This window comes from Oceanimonas baumannii, assembly GCF_002245495.1.
In the GTDB taxonomy this organism is placed as follows: Bacteria; Pseudomonadota; Gammaproteobacteria; order Enterobacterales; family Aeromonadaceae; genus Oceanimonas; species Oceanimonas baumannii.
In genome coordinates, this window is the sequence record NZ_NQJF01000011.1 from 49,432 (window position 1) to 65,299 (window position 15,868).

Below are 15,868 nucleotides of genomic sequence, written 5' to 3' on the forward strand. Positions count from 1 at the left end.
TTGCCCGTGTGGCTGCTGCAAAACCAGGGTCGGCATTCGGCCCTGGTCTTTTTTATGCCGGGTTATCAATGTCCACAAACTGCACGGTCAGACCATGCTCCACAGCCAGCCACTCCCCCAGCGCCTTCACTCCGTAACGTTCGGTGGCGTGGTGGCCAGCCGCAAAAAAGTGAATACCCAGCTCCCGGGCCGAATGCACTGTTTGCTCTGACACTTCACCGCTGATAAACGCATCCATGCCCTGCTCTGCTGCCAGCTCGATATACCCCTGACCACCACCGGTACACCAGCCGATGTGCCGGATCAGCTGAGGGCCGGTCTCCCCCACATGCAATACTGACCGTCCCAGCTTTTGCTCTATGTTAGCCGTCAGCTCAGTACCACTGAGGGGCGTAGTTAATTCCCCCCGCATTGCCACCGATAAGGCATTATCCGGTTCAAGGGGGCCGGTAACCTGGATGCCGAGCAGCTCCGCCAACTGGGCGTTGTTACCCAGTACCGGAGCAATATCAAGAGGCAGGTGATAAGCATAGAGATTGATATCGTTGGCCAGCAGCGCCTTTAGCCGGTGCCGCTTCATGCCCCGCACCGATGGCGCTTCCCCTTTCCAGAAATAGCCATGATGTACCAGAATAGCATCGGCATTCAGCGCAACAGCCTGATCAATCAGCGCCTGACTGGCCGTTACCCCGGTTACAATGTGCTGCACCCCGGTCCGGCCTTCCACTTGCAGCCCATTAGGGCAATAATCACGAATAGCCTGTGTATTCAGCTGCTTGTTTAACAGCTGCTCGAGCTCCAGATTGTTCATGCTGGCTCCCATGGTTGTATGGTTGAATGCGCTCATTGTAAAACAAAAGAGAACGGTTTTATGTGCCTTTTACCGAAGCAGACCCTGGCCTGCTTTGTCCATCATGAAGTACGGGATCTTGCCTGGGCCATCGGCAGCCCCGGGCTATTGCCCGGCTTACCCATGGCACCTGATGATGATTGGTATGCCGAACTGCTACATGCATACTGGCCTCGATTACTGGCACTGGATCGCCAGCCGGCACTGTTGCAGCGTCATTGTGCCCACTGTCGCCGGCTGGGCCAGTATTTTGAGACCTTATGGCACTTCTTTTTGCTTGATTCTCCGCGTTTTCAGGTGCTGGGCTATAACCGTCAGCAAGTAGTGGCAGGGAAAACCCTCGGTGCCTTTGATTTTTTGCTGTGGGACAGCCAGCACATGCGGGTGGAGCACTGGGAGCTGTCGGTTAAGTTTTATCTGATCACCGATACCGCCACCCCGGAAGACAGTGCACTTGGCATCAACCCCTGCGACAGGCTGAGACGCAAGCTGGATCATATGCAGCAGCACCAACTTCGCCTCAGTGAGCAACCGGTAGTACGCCGGGCACTTATCTCCGAAGGACTGATGCCCGAGCACAAACGACTAATATTAAAAGGAAGATTATTTTACCCTCAACATACAACATTACCTGAAAGAGCTCCGGGCACGCTGGGACGGTGGGGTCATGAACTTCCGGACGCGCAGTTCAAAGCACAGCACAAGCTGGGCTGGATGACCGGTGGCCGTGCCACGACTGAACGACGGGATCGAAAAAACTACCAGGACAGCGAAGGTAACTGGTATGTACGCGTGGAAAAGGAATGGAATCAATAGAAAATAATGGAGGCGCGTTCCGGAGTCGAACCGGACTGAACGGATTTGCAATCCGCTGCATAACCGCTTTGCTAACGCGCCACAGAGGGTAAATTGGAGCGGGAAACGAGATTCGAACTCGCGACCCCAACCTTGGCAAGGTTGTGCTCTACCAGCTGAGCTATTCCCGCATACCATTTACATACTGACAAGAAGATAGCGATACTATCTTTATACGGATAAGATAAAACATGCTGTTCTCTTATATTCCGGCTCAACAGCTTGCCGCTGCTGATGGACTGGCATTATAGGCAGGTGTGTTGTTAATACAAGCCATTTTTTATTAATGAAGTTTATTTGCTTTTATTTTCAGCATCTTGGGTGTTTTTTAGCAGGCTCTGTTGCCGCCGCCTGCTAAGCTGTGATTTCACATCCGTTCAGGAGCATCATAATGCCGTTGCTGTTGCTCATTCTGCTCTGGCTGCCCGTGGCCCATGCCGACAACCGGGCCATTCCCGGAACCACCGGCTGGCAAGACAAACCCCTGGTCAGGGCCGGACAAGCCATGGTGGTCACCGCCAACCCGCACGCCAGCCAGGCCGCGCAGCGAATACTGACCAACGGGGGCAGTGCCGTGGATGCGATGATTGCCGCCCAGATGGTGCTGGCACTGGTTGAACCTCAGTCATCCGGTCTGGGAGGCGGCAGCTTTCTGGTGTACTGGCAACAGGATAAACAGGAAATCACCACCCTTGACGGTCGCGAAACTGCCCCGTTGTCAGTGCCTGCTACCTGCTTCCTGAACGGACAGGAGCTGTCTCTGGAGCAAACCGGCGAGCGCTCTGTCGGAACACCGGGTACCGTTATGCTGATGTGGCAGGCCCACCAGCGTTTTGGCCGGCTCCCCTGGCGTGAGCTATTTGTTCCTGCCATTCAGTTTGCTCTCAACGGCGTGGAGGTGTCGCCCCGGCTTGCCCGCCTGATAGCCAGACACAGTAACAGTCTGAAGCAGGATCCTCAGGCCCGCCAGCTATTTTTTGATGACCGGGGGGCATCTTTGCCTGCCGGCTACCGGCTGCAGAACCCGCTTCTTGCCGCTATACTGACCCGGCTCAGCATTGAAGGGCCAACGGCATTTTATCAGGGGAAAATTGCAGAGCTGATCGTCGAGAAAGTGGCTCAATCCCCTCAGCCCGGCTTGCTGTCTCTCTATGATCTGGCTCGCTACCGGGTGCAAGAACGGCCTGCTCTCTGTGCGCCTTATCGTCAATATCGTATTTGCGGCATGGGACCTCCCGGCTCCAGTGCGCTGGCACTCGGCCAGATCCTGGGCACACTGTCGCACTTTGAACTGAGCAAAATGGGTCCCACCTCCCCCGATGCCTGGCGGTTGATTGCTGATGCCTCGCGACTGGCCTTTGCCGACCATCACCACCACAACATCACAGATGGCGACGTTGAGACGATTGCTGAACGGCTGCATGCCGATCACCTCGGTGAGTGGGCAGGCTTGCTGAAAGAAAGTAACAAAGCGCAGCCTGCACTGATCACAGGGCAACCGGAGCCCCCCTCATCCGAGATGTTTCCAACGCTTGCTTCCAGCACACAGATCAGCATTATTGATGCCAGCGGTAATGCGGTGTCCCTGACTTCATCCCTCGAAAGCATCTTTGGTTCCCGGTTGATGGTGCAGGGGTTTATGCTCAATAACAGTGTGAGCCGCTTGCCCTTTGCACCCGGCAAACGTCCCCACTCCTTCATGAGCCCGACCCTGGTGTTTGATCAGCAAGGTGAACTGCTGCTGTTGGCTGGCTCGTCCGGTGGCAGCCGCACTGTCGGTTATGTGCTGCACAGCCTGATAAGCATCCTGGATTGGGGCATGGACATTCGGGAGGCATTACATCAGCCTCATGTATTACATCGAGACAGCGCACTTGAGATGGAGCCCTCTCCCCTTAACACCGCCCTGCAGCCAGCCATGGCGACACTGGGTTTTACCACCCGTTTTACTGAACTGGATTCCGGACTGCATGTGATCATGCGACAGGCAGATGGCCTGGCGGGGGTTGCCGATCCCCGCCAGGAAGGAACCGCACTGGCCGTCACCGTGGTGCCGGAAAAAAGCAGTGCAGAGTCAGACCGAAAGCCCTGAGCGCAAAGATTACAGCTCAAGATTCCATGTCACGGGCCGATAATTAACAATCAGGTCTCTCCCGCAGAATAAAAGAAAACACAATGAACAGCAGAAATCAGCACGTCATCGATGAAGAAGTAACCTACAGTGACCGGGAACAGCTGGTGTCTACCACTGACAAACGCGGTGTCATCATTTACGCCAATGACATTTTCTGCCAGGTTGCCGGTTTTACCTCGGAAGAGTTACAGGGGAAAAACCACAATATAGTGCGCCACCCCGATATGCCCGCAGCCGCGTTTAAAGATCTGTGGAAATGCATGAAGCAAGGGCAGGCCTGGCGAGGTGCCGTCAAGAACCGCTGTAAAGATGGCCGCTACTACTGGGTAGATGCCTATGTCACTCCCATCTATGAAGATGGCGAAATTACCGGTTATCAGTCTGTCAGAACCAAACTGGATCCGACGGTGCGGGATCGCGCCGAAAAAGCCTATGCCAGCCTGCTGGCGGCAGAAAAAAACAGGCGCAGCAGCAATAAGACCGGCGCTTCGCTGGCTGTACTAAAGCCCTGGTTGGGCGGTGCCGTGATGCTTGCTCTGCTGGCCGGAGCCTGGCAGAACAACGGCATCAGCGGTCTGGCCTGGAGCCTGTTACCAATCGCCTGGCTGTTAGTGTGCTACCGCCAGCAGTTATTCGGCAGTGCACGCTTTTTTCAGCGTCTGCATCAGGAATATGACAGCATTTCCCGGCAGGTATATTCCGGTGATGCCCCTCATTCCATTGCTGACTACCATCTTGGCTTATGGCAAGCCCGTTCCCGTACCATACTGGGCCGGGTGGATGATGCCACCGGCTCACTCAAATCCCTGGCTACCAGCATGATGCAGGCCATGACCAGTGCCCGGGATGATCTCAGCCGTCAGGACAGCGATACTCACCAGATTGCCGCTGCCATTGATGAAATGTCGGCCACTGCCCATGAGATCACACAAAATACTCAAAAAGCCGCCAGCAATGCCGAAGAAGCTCAGCATCAGTGCCACCTGACCCAGAGCCAGCTGGAGCAGACCCGGCAAAAAATCGTTGAGCTGGCCCGTGAAGCCGAGCATGCCGCCGACGCCACCGTGGCGCTGTCGGAAGAGTCCAACCGCATTGGTATTCTGATGACAGAAATTCAGGGCATTGCCGATCAAACCAATCTGCTGGCCCTGAATGCCGCCATTGAAGCAGCCCGGGCAGGTGAGCACGGTCGTGGCTTTGCGGTAGTAGCAGAAGAAGTGCGGGCACTGTCTACCCGCACTCATGGAGCAACCGAGCAGATCCAGAGCAGCATCGGGCAGATTCAGCAAACCCTTGCCAACTGGCGCACCATGATGGATGCCAATATGGCCCACAGCCAGGAGTGCGTGGACGCCGCCGAGGCGGGCACCCAAAGCCTGGGCAAAGTAGTGCAGGAAATCGATCACATTGTGGATGTGACCGTTGAAATTTCTGCCGCCGCCGGCCAGCAACAGCAGGTAGCGGAAGAAATCAGCCGCAATGTCCATCAGATTTCGCAAACCTCCTCTGCCAACCTGAACACCATTACCCAGGTGGAAGATTCCAGCAAGGAGCTGCTTGAACGCTCTCAGAGCCTGAATAACCTGAGCCGTACTTTCTCCTGATATGGCTCATTCCGGCGAGCAGGCCATTCTGTCGGTGCTGGCACTGATCCCCGCCGGGAACGTGGTCAGCTATGGACAACTGGCAGATCTGGCCGGCTTGCCCGGTCGGGCCAGGCTGGCCGGCACCGTGCTACGCACGGCGGATACTCAGGCACTACCCTGGCACCGGGTGGTCTCTTCCAGCGGCGAGATCAGTCTGCCGGCCGGCAGTGAAGCGGCACAGGAACAACGCCAGCGCCTGCTCGCCGAAGGAGTGGTATTCAGAGGGAAAAGGGTCAATATGAAACAGCATCAGTGGCGGCCCGATCTGGGTGCCCTGCTGATGCTGCTTGAGCATTAATGGCAGTTAATGGCAGTGCCAGCGACGAGGGCTAGTCCAGCTTGTCCAGTAGGTCGCTGACATGCACCTGAAAGGGAATGGTTTCGTCTTCACGCTGTAACAACACAATTTCATTGTTAACATCCACTTCCAGCACATATCCCGAGCCTTCGGTGGTATAGCAAATCATTCCCGGCCTTACTTCACGAATATCCATATTCACTCCTGCTCAGGTACGTTGCTTCACTGTACTTTCCCGGTACTCATCTTCCCTGAGTACACGGGAAAGCAGGATGGCCCGCAGTGGTCGGGACATCACGGATTATTTCTTGCCTTTCTGGTGTTGCTGCCATTTTCCGTCCACATAATGGGCAGTCCAGCCAGTCGCTTTCTTGTTGACCTCCGTCATTACGTATTGTTCCTTGTTCTTACGGCTGAAGCGCACTACCGCCTTGTTACCTTCCGGATCCTCAGTGGGTGCCTCGGCCAGATACAGGAACTTGGGCGGTAACCGGTCTTTAAAGCGTACCAGCTCTTCCACCAGAGGGGCTCGGGTTTCCCGTGATTTGGGGAAATTACTGGCCGCCATAAAAATACCGGCCGCCCCGTCTCGCAGTACAAAATACGCATCAGACTGAGTACAGGGCAGCTCAGGCAAGGGAACCGGATCTTCCTTGGGCGGTGCCACTTCCCCACTTTTCAGAATCTTGCGGGTGTTTTTACATTCCTCATTGGTACAGGCCATGTATTTGCCGAAACGGCCGGTTTTGAGCTGCATCTCACTGCCGCAACGGTCACAGTCAATCACCGGCCCTTCGTAGCCCTTGAGCTTAAACTGGCCCACCTCAAGTTCATAACCGTCACAGTCCGGGTTCTGACCACATACGTGCAGCTTACGCTTGTCATCGATCAGGTAAGCGTCCATGGCAGTACCGCATTTGTCACACCGGTGCTTGGCCCGCAGTGCATCGGTTTCCGCCTCTTCATCATTGGCCAGCACAAACTCATCACCGGGGATCAGGTTAATGGTTTGCTTGCACCGTTCCTTGGGCGGCAGCGCATAACCGGAACAGCCCAGGAATACTCCGGTGGTAGCCGTACGAATGCCCATTTTGCGGCCGCAGGTGGGACAGTCGATATCCGTCAGCACCATTTCATTGGCACGCATCCCGCCTTCTTCTGCCGAACGTTCCGCTTTTTCCAGCTCTTCGCTGAATTCAGCATAGAAAGCATCGAGTACCTGCGTCCAGTTCAGCGTACCGCCGGCAATTTCATCCAGCTTGCTTTCCATTTGGGCAGTAAAGTCGTAGTTCATCAGCTCGGCAAAACTTTCCTGCAGCCGATCGGCCACAATCTCACCCATTTTCTCGGCGTAGAAACGGCGGCTTTCCACCTTCACATAACCTCGATCCTGGATGGTAGAGATAATTGAGGCGTAGGTAGACGGCCGGCCAATACCGCGCTTCTCAAGCTCCCTCACCAGCGCCGCTTCGGTAAAACGCGCCGGCGGCTTGGTAAAGTGCTGCTTGGGCATCAGCTCGTTCAGGGTCAGGGTTTCGCCCTGCTGCACCGCCGGCAGCACGGTGTCTTCTCCCTTTCGGCTTTGCGGTGACAATACTTTGGTCCAGCCGGCAAAGCGTAAAATGCGGCCACGGGCCTTCAATTCATAATCGCCGGAGGCCACGGTAATGGTGCTGCTGTCGTATTTGGCCGGGGTCATCTGACAAGCCACAAACTGACGCCAGATCAGGTCATAAAGCCGTTTAGCATCCGCTTCCATGCCTTCCAGCTGCTCTGCCAGCAGGTTGACATCGGATGGACGAATGGCTTCATGCGCCTCCTGGGCGTTGGCCTTGGCACCATATACATTAGGTGACTCGGGCAGATACTCGCTACCATGCTGCTCCTGAATATAATCCCGCACCGAGGTCACCGCTTCCTGACTGAGGTTGGTGGAGTCGGTACGCATATAGGTGATATAGCCGGCCTCATAGAGGCGCTGGGCCAGCATCATGGTGCGCTTGACCCCATAGCTCAGCCGGGTGCTGGCCGCCTGCTGCAGGGTCGACGTGATAAAGGGTGCCGGCGGCTTGCTTTGGGTGGGCCTGTCATCCCGGCTGGCCACGGTAAAGCTGCCGGCACGCAGCGCATCTACCGCTGCCATGGCATCGGTCTCATTGGTGGGCCGGAACTCTTTACCCTGGTATTTGGCGACCATCATCGACAGCGCCAGCTGTTGCTCATTGCTCAGGGCCGCCTGAATATCCCAGTATTCTTCGGGTACAAACGCCTTGATTTCACGCTCTTTTTCCACGATAAGGCGTACGGCCACCGACTGTACACGGCCAGCGGAAAGCCCCCGGGCCACCTTTTTCCACAGCAGCGGAGACACCATGTAACCCACTACCCGGTCGAGAAAACGACGGGCCTGCTGAGCATTTACCCGGTTGAGGTTCAGCTCCGACGGCTGACTGAAGGCATCCTGAATGGCCGATTTGGTAATCTCGTTAAACACCACCCGTTTAAAGCGGTTGTCGTCACCGCCAATCAATTCTTTCAGGTGCCAGGCAATGGCTTCTCCCTCACGGTCCAAATCCGTTGCGAGATAGACGGTATCAGCCTTTTCGGCCAAGGCCTGCAGTTCGTTAACTACCTTTTCCTTGCCCGGCAACACCTGATAATTGGCCTGCCAGCTATGCTCCGGATCCACCCCCATACGGGCGATCAGCGCCTTGTGATCCTTTTCTTTTTTCAGCCGGGCCTTTTCTTCCGGACTCAGATTTTTGGTATCGGTTTTACGTGCCGCAGGCTTTTTCCCGCTGGCGGAGCCGGCTGTCGGCAGATCCCGGACGTGACCGACACTGGATTTGACCACATAGTTCCTGCCCAGGTACTTGTTGATGGTCTTGGCTTTGGCGGGCGATTCCACAATAACGAGAGATTTGCTCATAAAGCGCGTTAAAATCCTTAAAGTTCGGCCCCGTTCGGGCTGGTCTGCGGCAAGGTAATGACGGCTGTATAAGTGATATCGTCACAAAAAGCAAACCAGCCGGGCCCGGGCCTGAAAAAAATTCGGTGAATTTATATTTATTTATTAACGCCCTCATATGCGCAGGAATCAACTGCTTTTTTATTAAGGCCGCCTGTTCGCCCGCTTTTTATGCATCATTATTCTCTTTGCATTTTTCTTCGTCACATTTAAGTTACAATCTTGCTTAAAATCCAAATATAATGGCCAGAATCAGCATCTTTAATAGGCAAAAAGCCCTCTTCACAGGAGATTATCATGGTTGAAAGGGAAGCAAACTTCGATGGTCTGGTCGGCCCCACTCACAACTACGCCGGCCTGTCCTGGGGCAATGTGGCATCAAATCGCCACGCCCGCAGCACATCTCACCCACGGGAAGCCGCATTACAGGGCCTGAACAAAATGAAGGCTCTGTCGGACATGGGACTGGTGCAGGGTGTGCTGGCACCACAGGAGCGGCCTGATATCGCCACGCTGCGCCAGCTGGGCTTTACCGGCACCGATGCCGACGTGCTTGATAAGGCGTTCCGTGAAGATCCCATGTTACTGGCAGCCTGTTGCTCGGCTTCTTCCATGTGGACCGCCAACGCCGCCACCGTTTCTCCCGGTGCCGATACAAAGGATGGCCGTATTCATTTCACGCCGGCCAACCTGATCAATAAATTTCACCGCTCCCTGGAGCATGGAGTAACCGGGCGCATTCTTCGCCAGGTGTTCAGCGATGAAAATCACTTTTGTCATCACGCCGCTCTGCCTGCCCATGATGATTTTGGTGATGAAGGTGCCGCCAACCATACCCGCCTTTATGATAACCAGGGAAAGGGGCTGGAGCTGTTTGTATATGGCCGCAGTGCACACCGCCCTGATATGCCGGCCCCGCAGCGTTATCCGGCACGACAGACTCTGGAAGCGTCCCGCGCGGTAGCCCGCCTGCATGGGCTGAGTGAACACAATAGCCTGTTTATTCAGCAGAACCCGGCAGTGATTGATCAAGGTGTATTTCACAACGATGTCATTGCCGTTGGCAACGGTAATGTTCTGTTCTATCACCAGCAAGCCTTCCTCGATACCCAAGGCGTACAGGACGAAATCCGGCGCAAACTGCCGGACGCCGGCATGCACTTTATTGAAGTCAGTGACAGCGATGTGCCGGTGCAAGATGCCATCAACAGTTACCTGTTCAATACCCAGCTAGTGACGCTGGCCCCCGGCCACATGGCCCTGATCGCGCCGACCGAGTGTGCCGACACCCCCAGTGTCAAAGCTTACCTTGAGCGACTGACTGCCATGAATACACCTGTGCAGGAAGTGCGCTTTATGGATGTTAAACAAAGCATGCAAAACGGCGGCGGGCCGGCCTGCCTGCGTTTACGGGTCGCCATGAACGAGGCAGAGCTGGCCGCAGTGAACCCTGCCTGCCTGATGAACGACACCCTGTATGGCCATTTATCAGCCTGGATACACCGTCACTACCGTGATCGGCTGATCCCCGATGACCTGCGTGATCCCATGCTGCTGGACGAGTCCCGCACCGCCCTGGACGAGCTGACACAATTGCTGAAACTCGGCTCCGTCTACCCGTTTCAGCGGTAAATGTAAAAAAGGGGACCGGGTAATGATCCCGGTCCCCTCCCAGCGGGGTCACAGACCCCGCGGCTTCGACTGACAGCCCTTCTCAGCCAAATGGCCGCTGGCCAGCCTCATAAAGCTTCATCAGACCACGACTGACACCGGCTTCGGCCGCCTTACCAAGTTTGTCTTTCAGGCTTTGCCTGGGCTTGAAGCTCAGACTGATAATGCGCTTGCTATTGCTCTGCGCCAGCAGATAGTCACTGCTGGTCTGCAGCGTATCGACCAGCCCCAGCGCAAGGGCATCGCTGGCCAGCCAGTGTTCACCGGTCGCCACTTTATCCAGCTCCAGTTTAGGCCGGTTTTCCGCAATAAAATGCTTGAAACGCTGGTGGATCACTTCCAGCTCTTCCCGGAACTTGGCTCGCCCCTGCTCACTGTTTTCCCCGAACAGAGTCAGGGTCCGCTTATATTCTCCGGCGGTGTGCAGCTCGATATCAATGTCGCGGTTCTTCAGAAACTTGTTAAAGTTGGGCATTTGCGCCACCACCCCCACCGAGCCGACGATGGCAAAGGGAGCGGCAATAATCTGCTCGGCCACACAGGCCATCATATAACCACCACTGGCGGCCACCTTGTCTACCGCCACGGTCAGTTTCAGACCATGCCCCTTCAGCCGCTGCAATTCGGCAGCCCCCAGGCCATAGCCGTGCACCACACCGCCCCCCGACTCAACTCGCACCAGCACTTCATCGCCCGGGTCGGCCAGCTGCAACAGGGCCGTCACTTCCCGGCTGAGCCAGGAGACTTCATGAGCATCCATGCTGCCTTTAAAATCAATCACATACAGCCTGTCCCGGTGATCGCCCTGTTTTTTCTCTGCCTTGTCGGCCTGTTTAAAGTCCTGTTTCAGAGTCTTGCGCTCCGCCTCGTTGACGGCGGTTGCCAGACGCAAACGCCGGGCCTGCCGGCGCAGCGCCGCACTGATGTCTTTGACCTTAAGACCATCGTCCTCCTGCTTTTGCCTGGCCGCCACAATCAGTGCAATCACCACCGCCACCGCCGCTACCCACGTCACGACCTTGGCAGCAAACAAGCCATATTCATACAGAAATTCCACGTTTTATTTCTCCTCAATGCAGACCGATGACACTATTTTGACAGCCTCAAACAAGAACACCAATCGGCTTTTTTGCTTTCGGTACTGGCATCCCGCCTCAGAGTCTGGTTTGATCGGGCCACATTGACTTTCTGTACAGAGAACAAGGCCCATGCTCGATTACCAAGCTTCTTCCGACCTGCTCAACAATAAAATTATTCTGGTAACCGGTGCCGGTGACGGAATCGGCCGTCAGGCCGCCCTGAGTTACGGTACGCACGGAGCCACCGTGATACTGCTTGGTAAAACGGTAAAGAAACTGGAAGCCGTCTACGACGAACTGCTGGCCCAAGGCAGCCCGGAGCCGGCCATTATTCCGCTGGATCTGCAGGGGGCAACCAAGCAAAACTATCAGGATATGACCGCAACCCTGCGCCAGCAGTTTGGCCGTCTTGATGGCGTGCTGTTTAATGCCGGCCAACTGGGCGCGCTGGGCCCCTTTGAAATGATTGGCGAAGACGAGTGGGACAAAGTGATGCAGGTAAACCTCAAATCACAGTTTCTGATGACTCAGGCCCTGCTGCCGCTGCTGAAGGACAGCAAGCCGGCGTCCATTATCTTTACCAGCTCTGGTGTGGGCAAACAGGGCCGGGCCTACTGGGGAAGCTACGCCATCTCCAAGTTTGCCACTGAAGGCATGATGCAAGTGTTGGCCGCCGAGCTGGCCGACACAGGCGTTCGGGTAAACTGCATTAATCCCGGTGCCACCCGTACGCATATGCGGGCCCGCGCCTTTCCGGCCGAGGCAGCCGCAAGCCTGCGTACCCCAGCCGATATCATGGGCCCCTACCTCTACCTGATGGGCGACGACAGCCTCAACGAAAACGGCCAGTCTGTTGATGCTCAGGCCGATCGCATGGCCAGCCAGCCCCGCTGAGCGTTAGCCGGCTTGACTCACCGTCATACTGACAAATATTCAGGGATCAACTAAAACTGAATGGGATACCCTTAACTGAAGGGGCCACGGCAAGGCCCCCTATATGGCAGTGCCAAGGCAGGCCTTTTCCATGTACCGTCCCAAAAGCACAGTTGAACAGTGGCGTATTTTTCAGGCCGTGGTTGACTATGGCGGCTATGCTCAGGCAGCAGAAAAGCTGAATAAAAGTCAGTCTTCCCTCAATCATGCGGTGGCCAAGTTGCAGCAGGCTCTGGGCCTGTCACTGCTGGAAGTGCGGGGCCGCAAAGCCTGTCTCACGCCTCAGGGCGAAGTGTTTTTACGGCGTTCACGCAAGCTGACCCAGGATGTGGAAAGCCTGGAACACCTGGCAGATATTCTTTCCAGTGGCTGGGAGCCGGTGCTGCGCATCGTGGTTGAAGCTTCTCTGCCACGAACGCCACTCTACCAGGCTCTGACGGCTTTTCGCTCTCAGTCCCGGGGCTGCCGCATTTATCTGGTGGAAACCCAGCCATCCGGCTGTCAGGCCGTCATTACCCAGCAAGCCGCCCATATGGTCTTTGCGTCACGAGCTTACCCCAACATAACATCATTACCCCTGGCCACAACGGTATATGTGCCGGTGTGTGCTCCGGACCACCCGCTGGCCACCCTGAGCGGGGTGGCCCATACCGAGTTGGAGCAACAGTTGGAGCTGGTACTGGCCGATGGCAATGAACAGGAAGAGGGGTGGGCCAGAGGCGAGCAACGCTGGATTATTCATCACCTGCACGATGCTCTGTCATTACTGCGCCGGGGGGTAGGCTTTGCCTGGCTGCCGCTGGATGTGGTGTCCCCCCTGCTCAATGACGGCGTGCTGGTTCGCATCAATATGGCCAATCAGGCCCTGCGCAAGCGCTTTACGCATCTGGTATTGCCCGGCACCACGCCGCCCGGCCCGGCAGCCAGCCTGCTGCTGAGTCTGATCCGCAAATATTATGATGAACAAAGCCAGCAAGCAGATTTATCCTGATTGTTGCCAGTACGCTCATGCTTCCTTATGCTCTCTGGTTCCCAGTTGGACAAGGAACCCTCATGTTTGATTTCGATCAGTGGATAGACCGCCGCCCTACCCGTGCTCTTAAATGGCTGAAATACGAAGGCACCGACATTTTGCCCATGTGGGTTGCCGACACCGAGTTCAAGGCCCCGCCAGCCGTAATTAATGCCCTGAATGAACGGGTAGAACACGGTATTTTTGGCTATAGCCGCCCTACCCCGGCACTGACCGAACTAATTATTACCCGTTTACGCGAACGCTATGGTTGGGAAATCCAGGCCGACTGGCTGGTCTATATGCCCGGTGTGGTTCCGGCCCTTAATCTGGCCTGCCAGACCTTCAGCGAACCGGGCAGCCATATTCTGATGCCCAAGCCCATTTATTATCCCTTTTTGCATGCGCCCGGCTTCCATGGCCGCAAGGCCGCCCATGTGGAAATGGTGGAAAAAGACGGTCGCTGGTTGCTGGATCTGGAATCCCTCGAACGTCAGGCCAAAGACAGTGAGCTGTTACTGTTTTGTAACCCCCATAATCCGGGCGGCACCATTTATACCCGGGAAGAGCTGGCGGCCATCAACGACATTGCCGAGCGCCACAATCTGATTGTGTGCTCCGACGAAATTCACTGTGACCTGTTGCTCGATGAAGGCAAGCCTCACGTGCCATATGCCGACATCAGTGATGATGCCGCCAATCGCAGTATTATTCTGATGGCACCGAGCAAAACTTTTAACATTGCCGGTCTGTGCTGCTCCTTTGCGGTGGTGCCCAATGCCGAACTGCGGACCCGTTTTACCCGTTCCGCCCGCGGCATTATGGCCGATGTGAACCTGCTGGGCTTTGTCGCCGCCGAGGCCGCCTATGCCGATGGCGAAGAGTGGCTGCAGGCCCAACTCGGCTACCTGCGCCAGAACCGGGATCTGCTGGTGGAACGCCTGAACAATGTGCCCGATGTGCGGGTATTGGCTCCCGAAGCCACCTACCTAGCCTGGGTGGATATCAGCGCTCTGGAGCTGGATGACCCCATTGGTTTCTTTGAGCAAGCCGGAGTCGGACTCTCTCCCGGTGGCCAGTTTGGTGGCAGTGACTTTGTACGGCTCAACTTTGGCTGTCCCCGTGCCATGCTGGATGAAGCCCTGCACCGGATGATTGCCGCTATCAACAACCGTTAACCTCAAGGCCGGCTCTCCGCCGGCCTTTTCATTGACCCGAAACATACTCAAAAGGCACCTTTTCCTCGCCTTCCGCCACTCCTTTTTGCTATCTTTGAACAGCTTAACTAATCATCAAAGCACGACTGTTGAACCTTAAGACAAGGAAAAGGAACTATGTCGATTAAAAAAACCATCAGTGGCGCAGCCGCAGTGATGACCCTGGGACTGGGTGCAGGCGTATCCGGTGCCATGGCCGCAGATCAGAGCTTTATCACCATCGGTACCGGCGGTGTAACCGGTGTGTATTACCCTACCGGTGGTGCCATTTGTCGTCTGGTTAACCAGGGTCGTGCCGAGCACGGAATTCGCTGCTCGGTGGAAAGTACCGGCGGCTCCGGCTACAACCTGAACTCACTGCGCTCTGGTGAACTGGAAGTAGGTGTTGCCCAGTCAGATCTGGAATATCAGGCACTGAAGGGTGAAGGTCCTTTTGCCGAACAGGGCGCTTATGACGATCTGCGCGCGGTATTTGCCCTGCACGGTGAAGCTCTTACCATCGTCGCCCGCCAGGACGCCGACATCAAAACCTTTGAAGATCTCAAGGGTAAACGCGTCAACATTGGCAACCCCGGCTCCGGCCAGCGCGATACCATGGAAGTGTTGCTGAAAGCTTATGGCTGGACCCATGACGACTTCAGTCTGGTGTCTGAGCTGCGCCCGGCAGAGCATGGCCAGGCCCTGTGTGATAACCGCATTGATGCCTTTGTCTATGTGGTTGGTCACCCCAACGGCTCGATTAAAGAAGCCACCACTGCCTGTGAAGCCAACCTGGTCTCCGTCAACGGCGAAGTAGTGGAGAAACTGATCAGTGATAATGCCTACTACCGTCATATCACCATTCCCGGCGGCGAATACACCGGCTCTGATGAAGATGTGCAGACCTTTGGCGTAGGTGCCAACCTGGTGACCAGCGCTAAGGTACCTGAAGAGCAAATTTATCAGCTGACCAAAGCCGTTTTCGACAACTTTGATCAGTTTGTGCGCCTGCACCCTGCCTTTGCTAATCTGAAGAAGGAAGAAATGGTGAAAGACGGCCTGAGCGCGCCGCTGCACCCGGGTGCTCAGAAGTATTACAAGGAAGCAGGCCTGATCGAGTAATTCAGTCTTACACCGGGGAAGCTTGCTTCCCTGAACTGGTCAGGATACCTCCGGGGCGGCAAGCGCAGAACTTGCCGCCCCGGTTTGCTGTATAAGCTGACATT

Annotated in this window: 13 protein-coding genes and 2 tRNA genes; 9 read left to right on the plus strand and 6 right to left on the minus strand. The window is 55.8% G+C overall.

The window, feature by feature from the left end; translation table 11 throughout:
- Positions 1–52 precede the first annotated feature (52 nt).
- Positions 53–811 (minus strand): Nif3-like dinuclear metal center hexameric protein, encoded by a 759-nt coding sequence (locus B6S09_RS13540; protein ID WP_094279113.1) that lies wholly within the window; start codon positions 809–811, stop codon positions 53–55.
- Between the two features lie 60 nt (positions 812–871).
- On the opposite strand from B6S09_RS13540, the gene B6S09_RS13545 reads away from it, so the two are divergent.
- Positions 872–1,666 carry a DUF1853 family protein gene (locus B6S09_RS13545; protein ID WP_166670324.1) on the plus strand — a complete coding sequence of 265 codons (795 nt, stop codon included), beginning with the start codon at positions 872–874 and terminating at the stop codon, positions 1,664–1,666.
- A gap of 7 nt (positions 1,667–1,673) precedes the next feature.
- On the opposite strand, the gene B6S09_RS13550 is transcribed toward B6S09_RS13545, so the two are convergent.
- Both B6S09_RS13550 and B6S09_RS13555 read right to left on the minus strand, forming a co-directional pair.
- Positions 1,674–1,747, minus strand: a tRNA-Cys gene (locus tag B6S09_RS13550).
- 13 nt (positions 1,748–1,760) lie between these two features.
- Positions 1,761–1,836 (minus strand) — tRNA-Gly (locus B6S09_RS13555).
- A 260-nt stretch (positions 1,837–2,096) separates the two neighbouring features.
- Between B6S09_RS13555 and B6S09_RS13560 the strand changes: the two genes are divergently transcribed.
- The 3 genes from B6S09_RS13560 (at position 2,097) to B6S09_RS13570 (ending at position 5,783) form a co-directional block, all read left to right on the plus strand.
- Positions 2,097–3,797 (plus strand): gamma-glutamyltransferase family protein, encoded by a 1,701-nt coding sequence (locus tag B6S09_RS13560; RefSeq protein WP_094279033.1) that lies wholly within the window; start codon positions 2,097–2,099, stop codon positions 3,795–3,797.
- Positions 3,798–3,880: 83 nt separating this feature from the next.
- Entirely contained in the window at positions 3,881–5,443 is a 1,563-nt protein-coding gene (locus B6S09_RS13565; RefSeq protein WP_094279034.1) for a methyl-accepting chemotaxis protein, read from the plus strand.
- A gap of 1 nt (position 5,444) precedes the next feature.
- Positions 5,445–5,783 (plus strand): MGMT family protein, encoded by a 339-nt coding sequence (locus tag B6S09_RS13570; RefSeq protein WP_094279035.1) that lies wholly within the window; start codon positions 5,445–5,447, stop codon positions 5,781–5,783.
- Positions 5,784–5,814: 31 nt separating this feature from the next.
- On the opposite strand, the gene B6S09_RS18475 is transcribed toward B6S09_RS13570, so the two are convergent.
- Positions 5,815–5,979 (minus strand): hypothetical protein, encoded by a 165-nt coding sequence (locus tag B6S09_RS18475; RefSeq protein ID WP_166670325.1) that lies wholly within the window; start codon positions 5,977–5,979, stop codon positions 5,815–5,817.
- 105 nt (positions 5,980–6,084) lie between these two features.
- Positions 6,085–8,712, minus strand: coding sequence for a type I DNA topoisomerase (gene topA / locus B6S09_RS13575; protein WP_094279036.1), 2,628 nt, complete (start codon positions 8,710–8,712; stop codon positions 6,085–6,087).
- A gap of 336 nt (positions 8,713–9,048) precedes the next feature.
- Here topA and astB point away from each other — a divergent pair, with 336 nt between their 5' ends.
- The gene (astB, locus tag B6S09_RS13580) at positions 9,049–10,383 is read left to right on the plus strand and encodes an N-succinylarginine dihydrolase (RefSeq protein ID WP_094279037.1); all 1,335 of its coding nucleotides are present in this window, start codon (positions 9,049–9,051) and stop codon (positions 10,381–10,383) included.
- An 82-nt stretch (positions 10,384–10,465) separates the two neighbouring features.
- Here the strand turns inward: astB and sohB are convergent, their stop codons facing one another.
- Positions 10,466–11,479 (minus strand): protease SohB, encoded by a 1,014-nt coding sequence (gene sohB, locus B6S09_RS13585; protein WP_094279038.1) that lies wholly within the window; start codon positions 11,477–11,479, stop codon positions 10,466–10,468.
- Positions 11,480–11,630: 151 nt separating this feature from the next.
- Here sohB and B6S09_RS13590 point away from each other — a divergent pair, with 151 nt between their 5' ends.
- The 4 genes from B6S09_RS13590 to B6S09_RS13605 all read left to right on the plus strand — a co-directional run bounded on the left by B6S09_RS13590 (position 11,631) and on the right by B6S09_RS13605 (position 15,764).
- The gene (locus tag B6S09_RS13590) at positions 11,631–12,395 is read left to right on the plus strand and encodes a YciK family oxidoreductase (protein ID WP_094279039.1); all 765 of its coding nucleotides are present in this window, start codon (positions 11,631–11,633) and stop codon (positions 12,393–12,395) included.
- A gap of 130 nt (positions 12,396–12,525) precedes the next feature.
- Positions 12,526–13,425: a LysR family transcriptional regulator gene (locus B6S09_RS13595; RefSeq protein WP_094279040.1), complete on the plus strand. Its 900-nt coding sequence runs from the start codon at positions 12,526–12,528 to the stop codon at positions 13,423–13,425.
- A gap of 62 nt (positions 13,426–13,487) precedes the next feature.
- On the plus strand, positions 13,488–14,624 hold the full coding sequence (locus tag B6S09_RS13600; RefSeq protein WP_094279041.1) for a MalY/PatB family protein: 1,137 nt from the start codon (positions 13,488–13,490) through the stop codon (positions 14,622–14,624).
- Between the two features lie 156 nt (positions 14,625–14,780).
- Positions 14,781–15,764: a TAXI family TRAP transporter solute-binding subunit gene (locus tag B6S09_RS13605; protein WP_094279042.1), complete on the plus strand. Its 984-nt coding sequence runs from the start codon at positions 14,781–14,783 to the stop codon at positions 15,762–15,764.
- Positions 15,765–15,868: the final 104 nt, after the last annotated feature.

What these genes read in the sequence shown, in the direction of transcription:
- B6S09_RS13565 (WP_094279034.1), top strand. Translation starts at nt 3,881, where the DNA reads ATGAACAGCAGAAATCAGCACGTCATCGATGAAGAAGTAACCTACAGT.
- B6S09_RS13590 (WP_094279039.1), top strand. Translation starts at nt 11,631, where the DNA reads ATGCTCGATTACCAAGCTTCTTCCGACCTGCTCAACAATAAAATTATT.
- B6S09_RS13570 (WP_094279035.1), top strand. Translation starts at nt 5,445, where the DNA reads ATGGCTCATTCCGGCGAGCAGGCCATTCTGTCGGTGCTGGCACTGATC.
- B6S09_RS13600 (WP_094279041.1), top strand. Translation starts at nt 13,488, where the DNA reads ATGTTTGATTTCGATCAGTGGATAGACCGCCGCCCTACCCGTGCTCTT.
- topA (WP_094279036.1), bottom strand. Translation starts at nt 8,712, where the DNA reads ATGAGCAAATCTCTCGTTATTGTGGAATCGCCCGCCAAAGCCAAGACC.
- B6S09_RS13560 (WP_094279033.1), top strand. Translation starts at nt 2,097, where the DNA reads ATGCCGTTGCTGTTGCTCATTCTGCTCTGGCTGCCCGTGGCCCATGCC.
- B6S09_RS13545 (WP_166670324.1), top strand. Translation starts at nt 872, where the DNA reads ATGTGCCTTTTACCGAAGCAGACCCTGGCCTGCTTTGTCCATCATGAA.
- B6S09_RS13595 (WP_094279040.1), top strand. Translation starts at nt 12,526, where the DNA reads ATGTACCGTCCCAAAAGCACAGTTGAACAGTGGCGTATTTTTCAGGCC.
- B6S09_RS13605 (WP_094279042.1), top strand. Translation starts at nt 14,781, where the DNA reads ATGTCGATTAAAAAAACCATCAGTGGCGCAGCCGCAGTGATGACCCTG.
- B6S09_RS13540 (WP_094279113.1), bottom strand. Translation starts at nt 811, where the DNA reads ATGAACAATCTGGAGCTCGAGCAGCTGTTAAACAAGCAGCTGAATACA.
- B6S09_RS18475 (WP_166670325.1), bottom strand. Translation starts at nt 5,979, where the DNA reads ATGGATATTCGTGAAGTAAGGCCGGGAATGATTTGCTATACCACCGAA.
- astB (WP_094279037.1), top strand. Translation starts at nt 9,049, where the DNA reads ATGGTTGAAAGGGAAGCAAACTTCGATGGTCTGGTCGGCCCCACTCAC.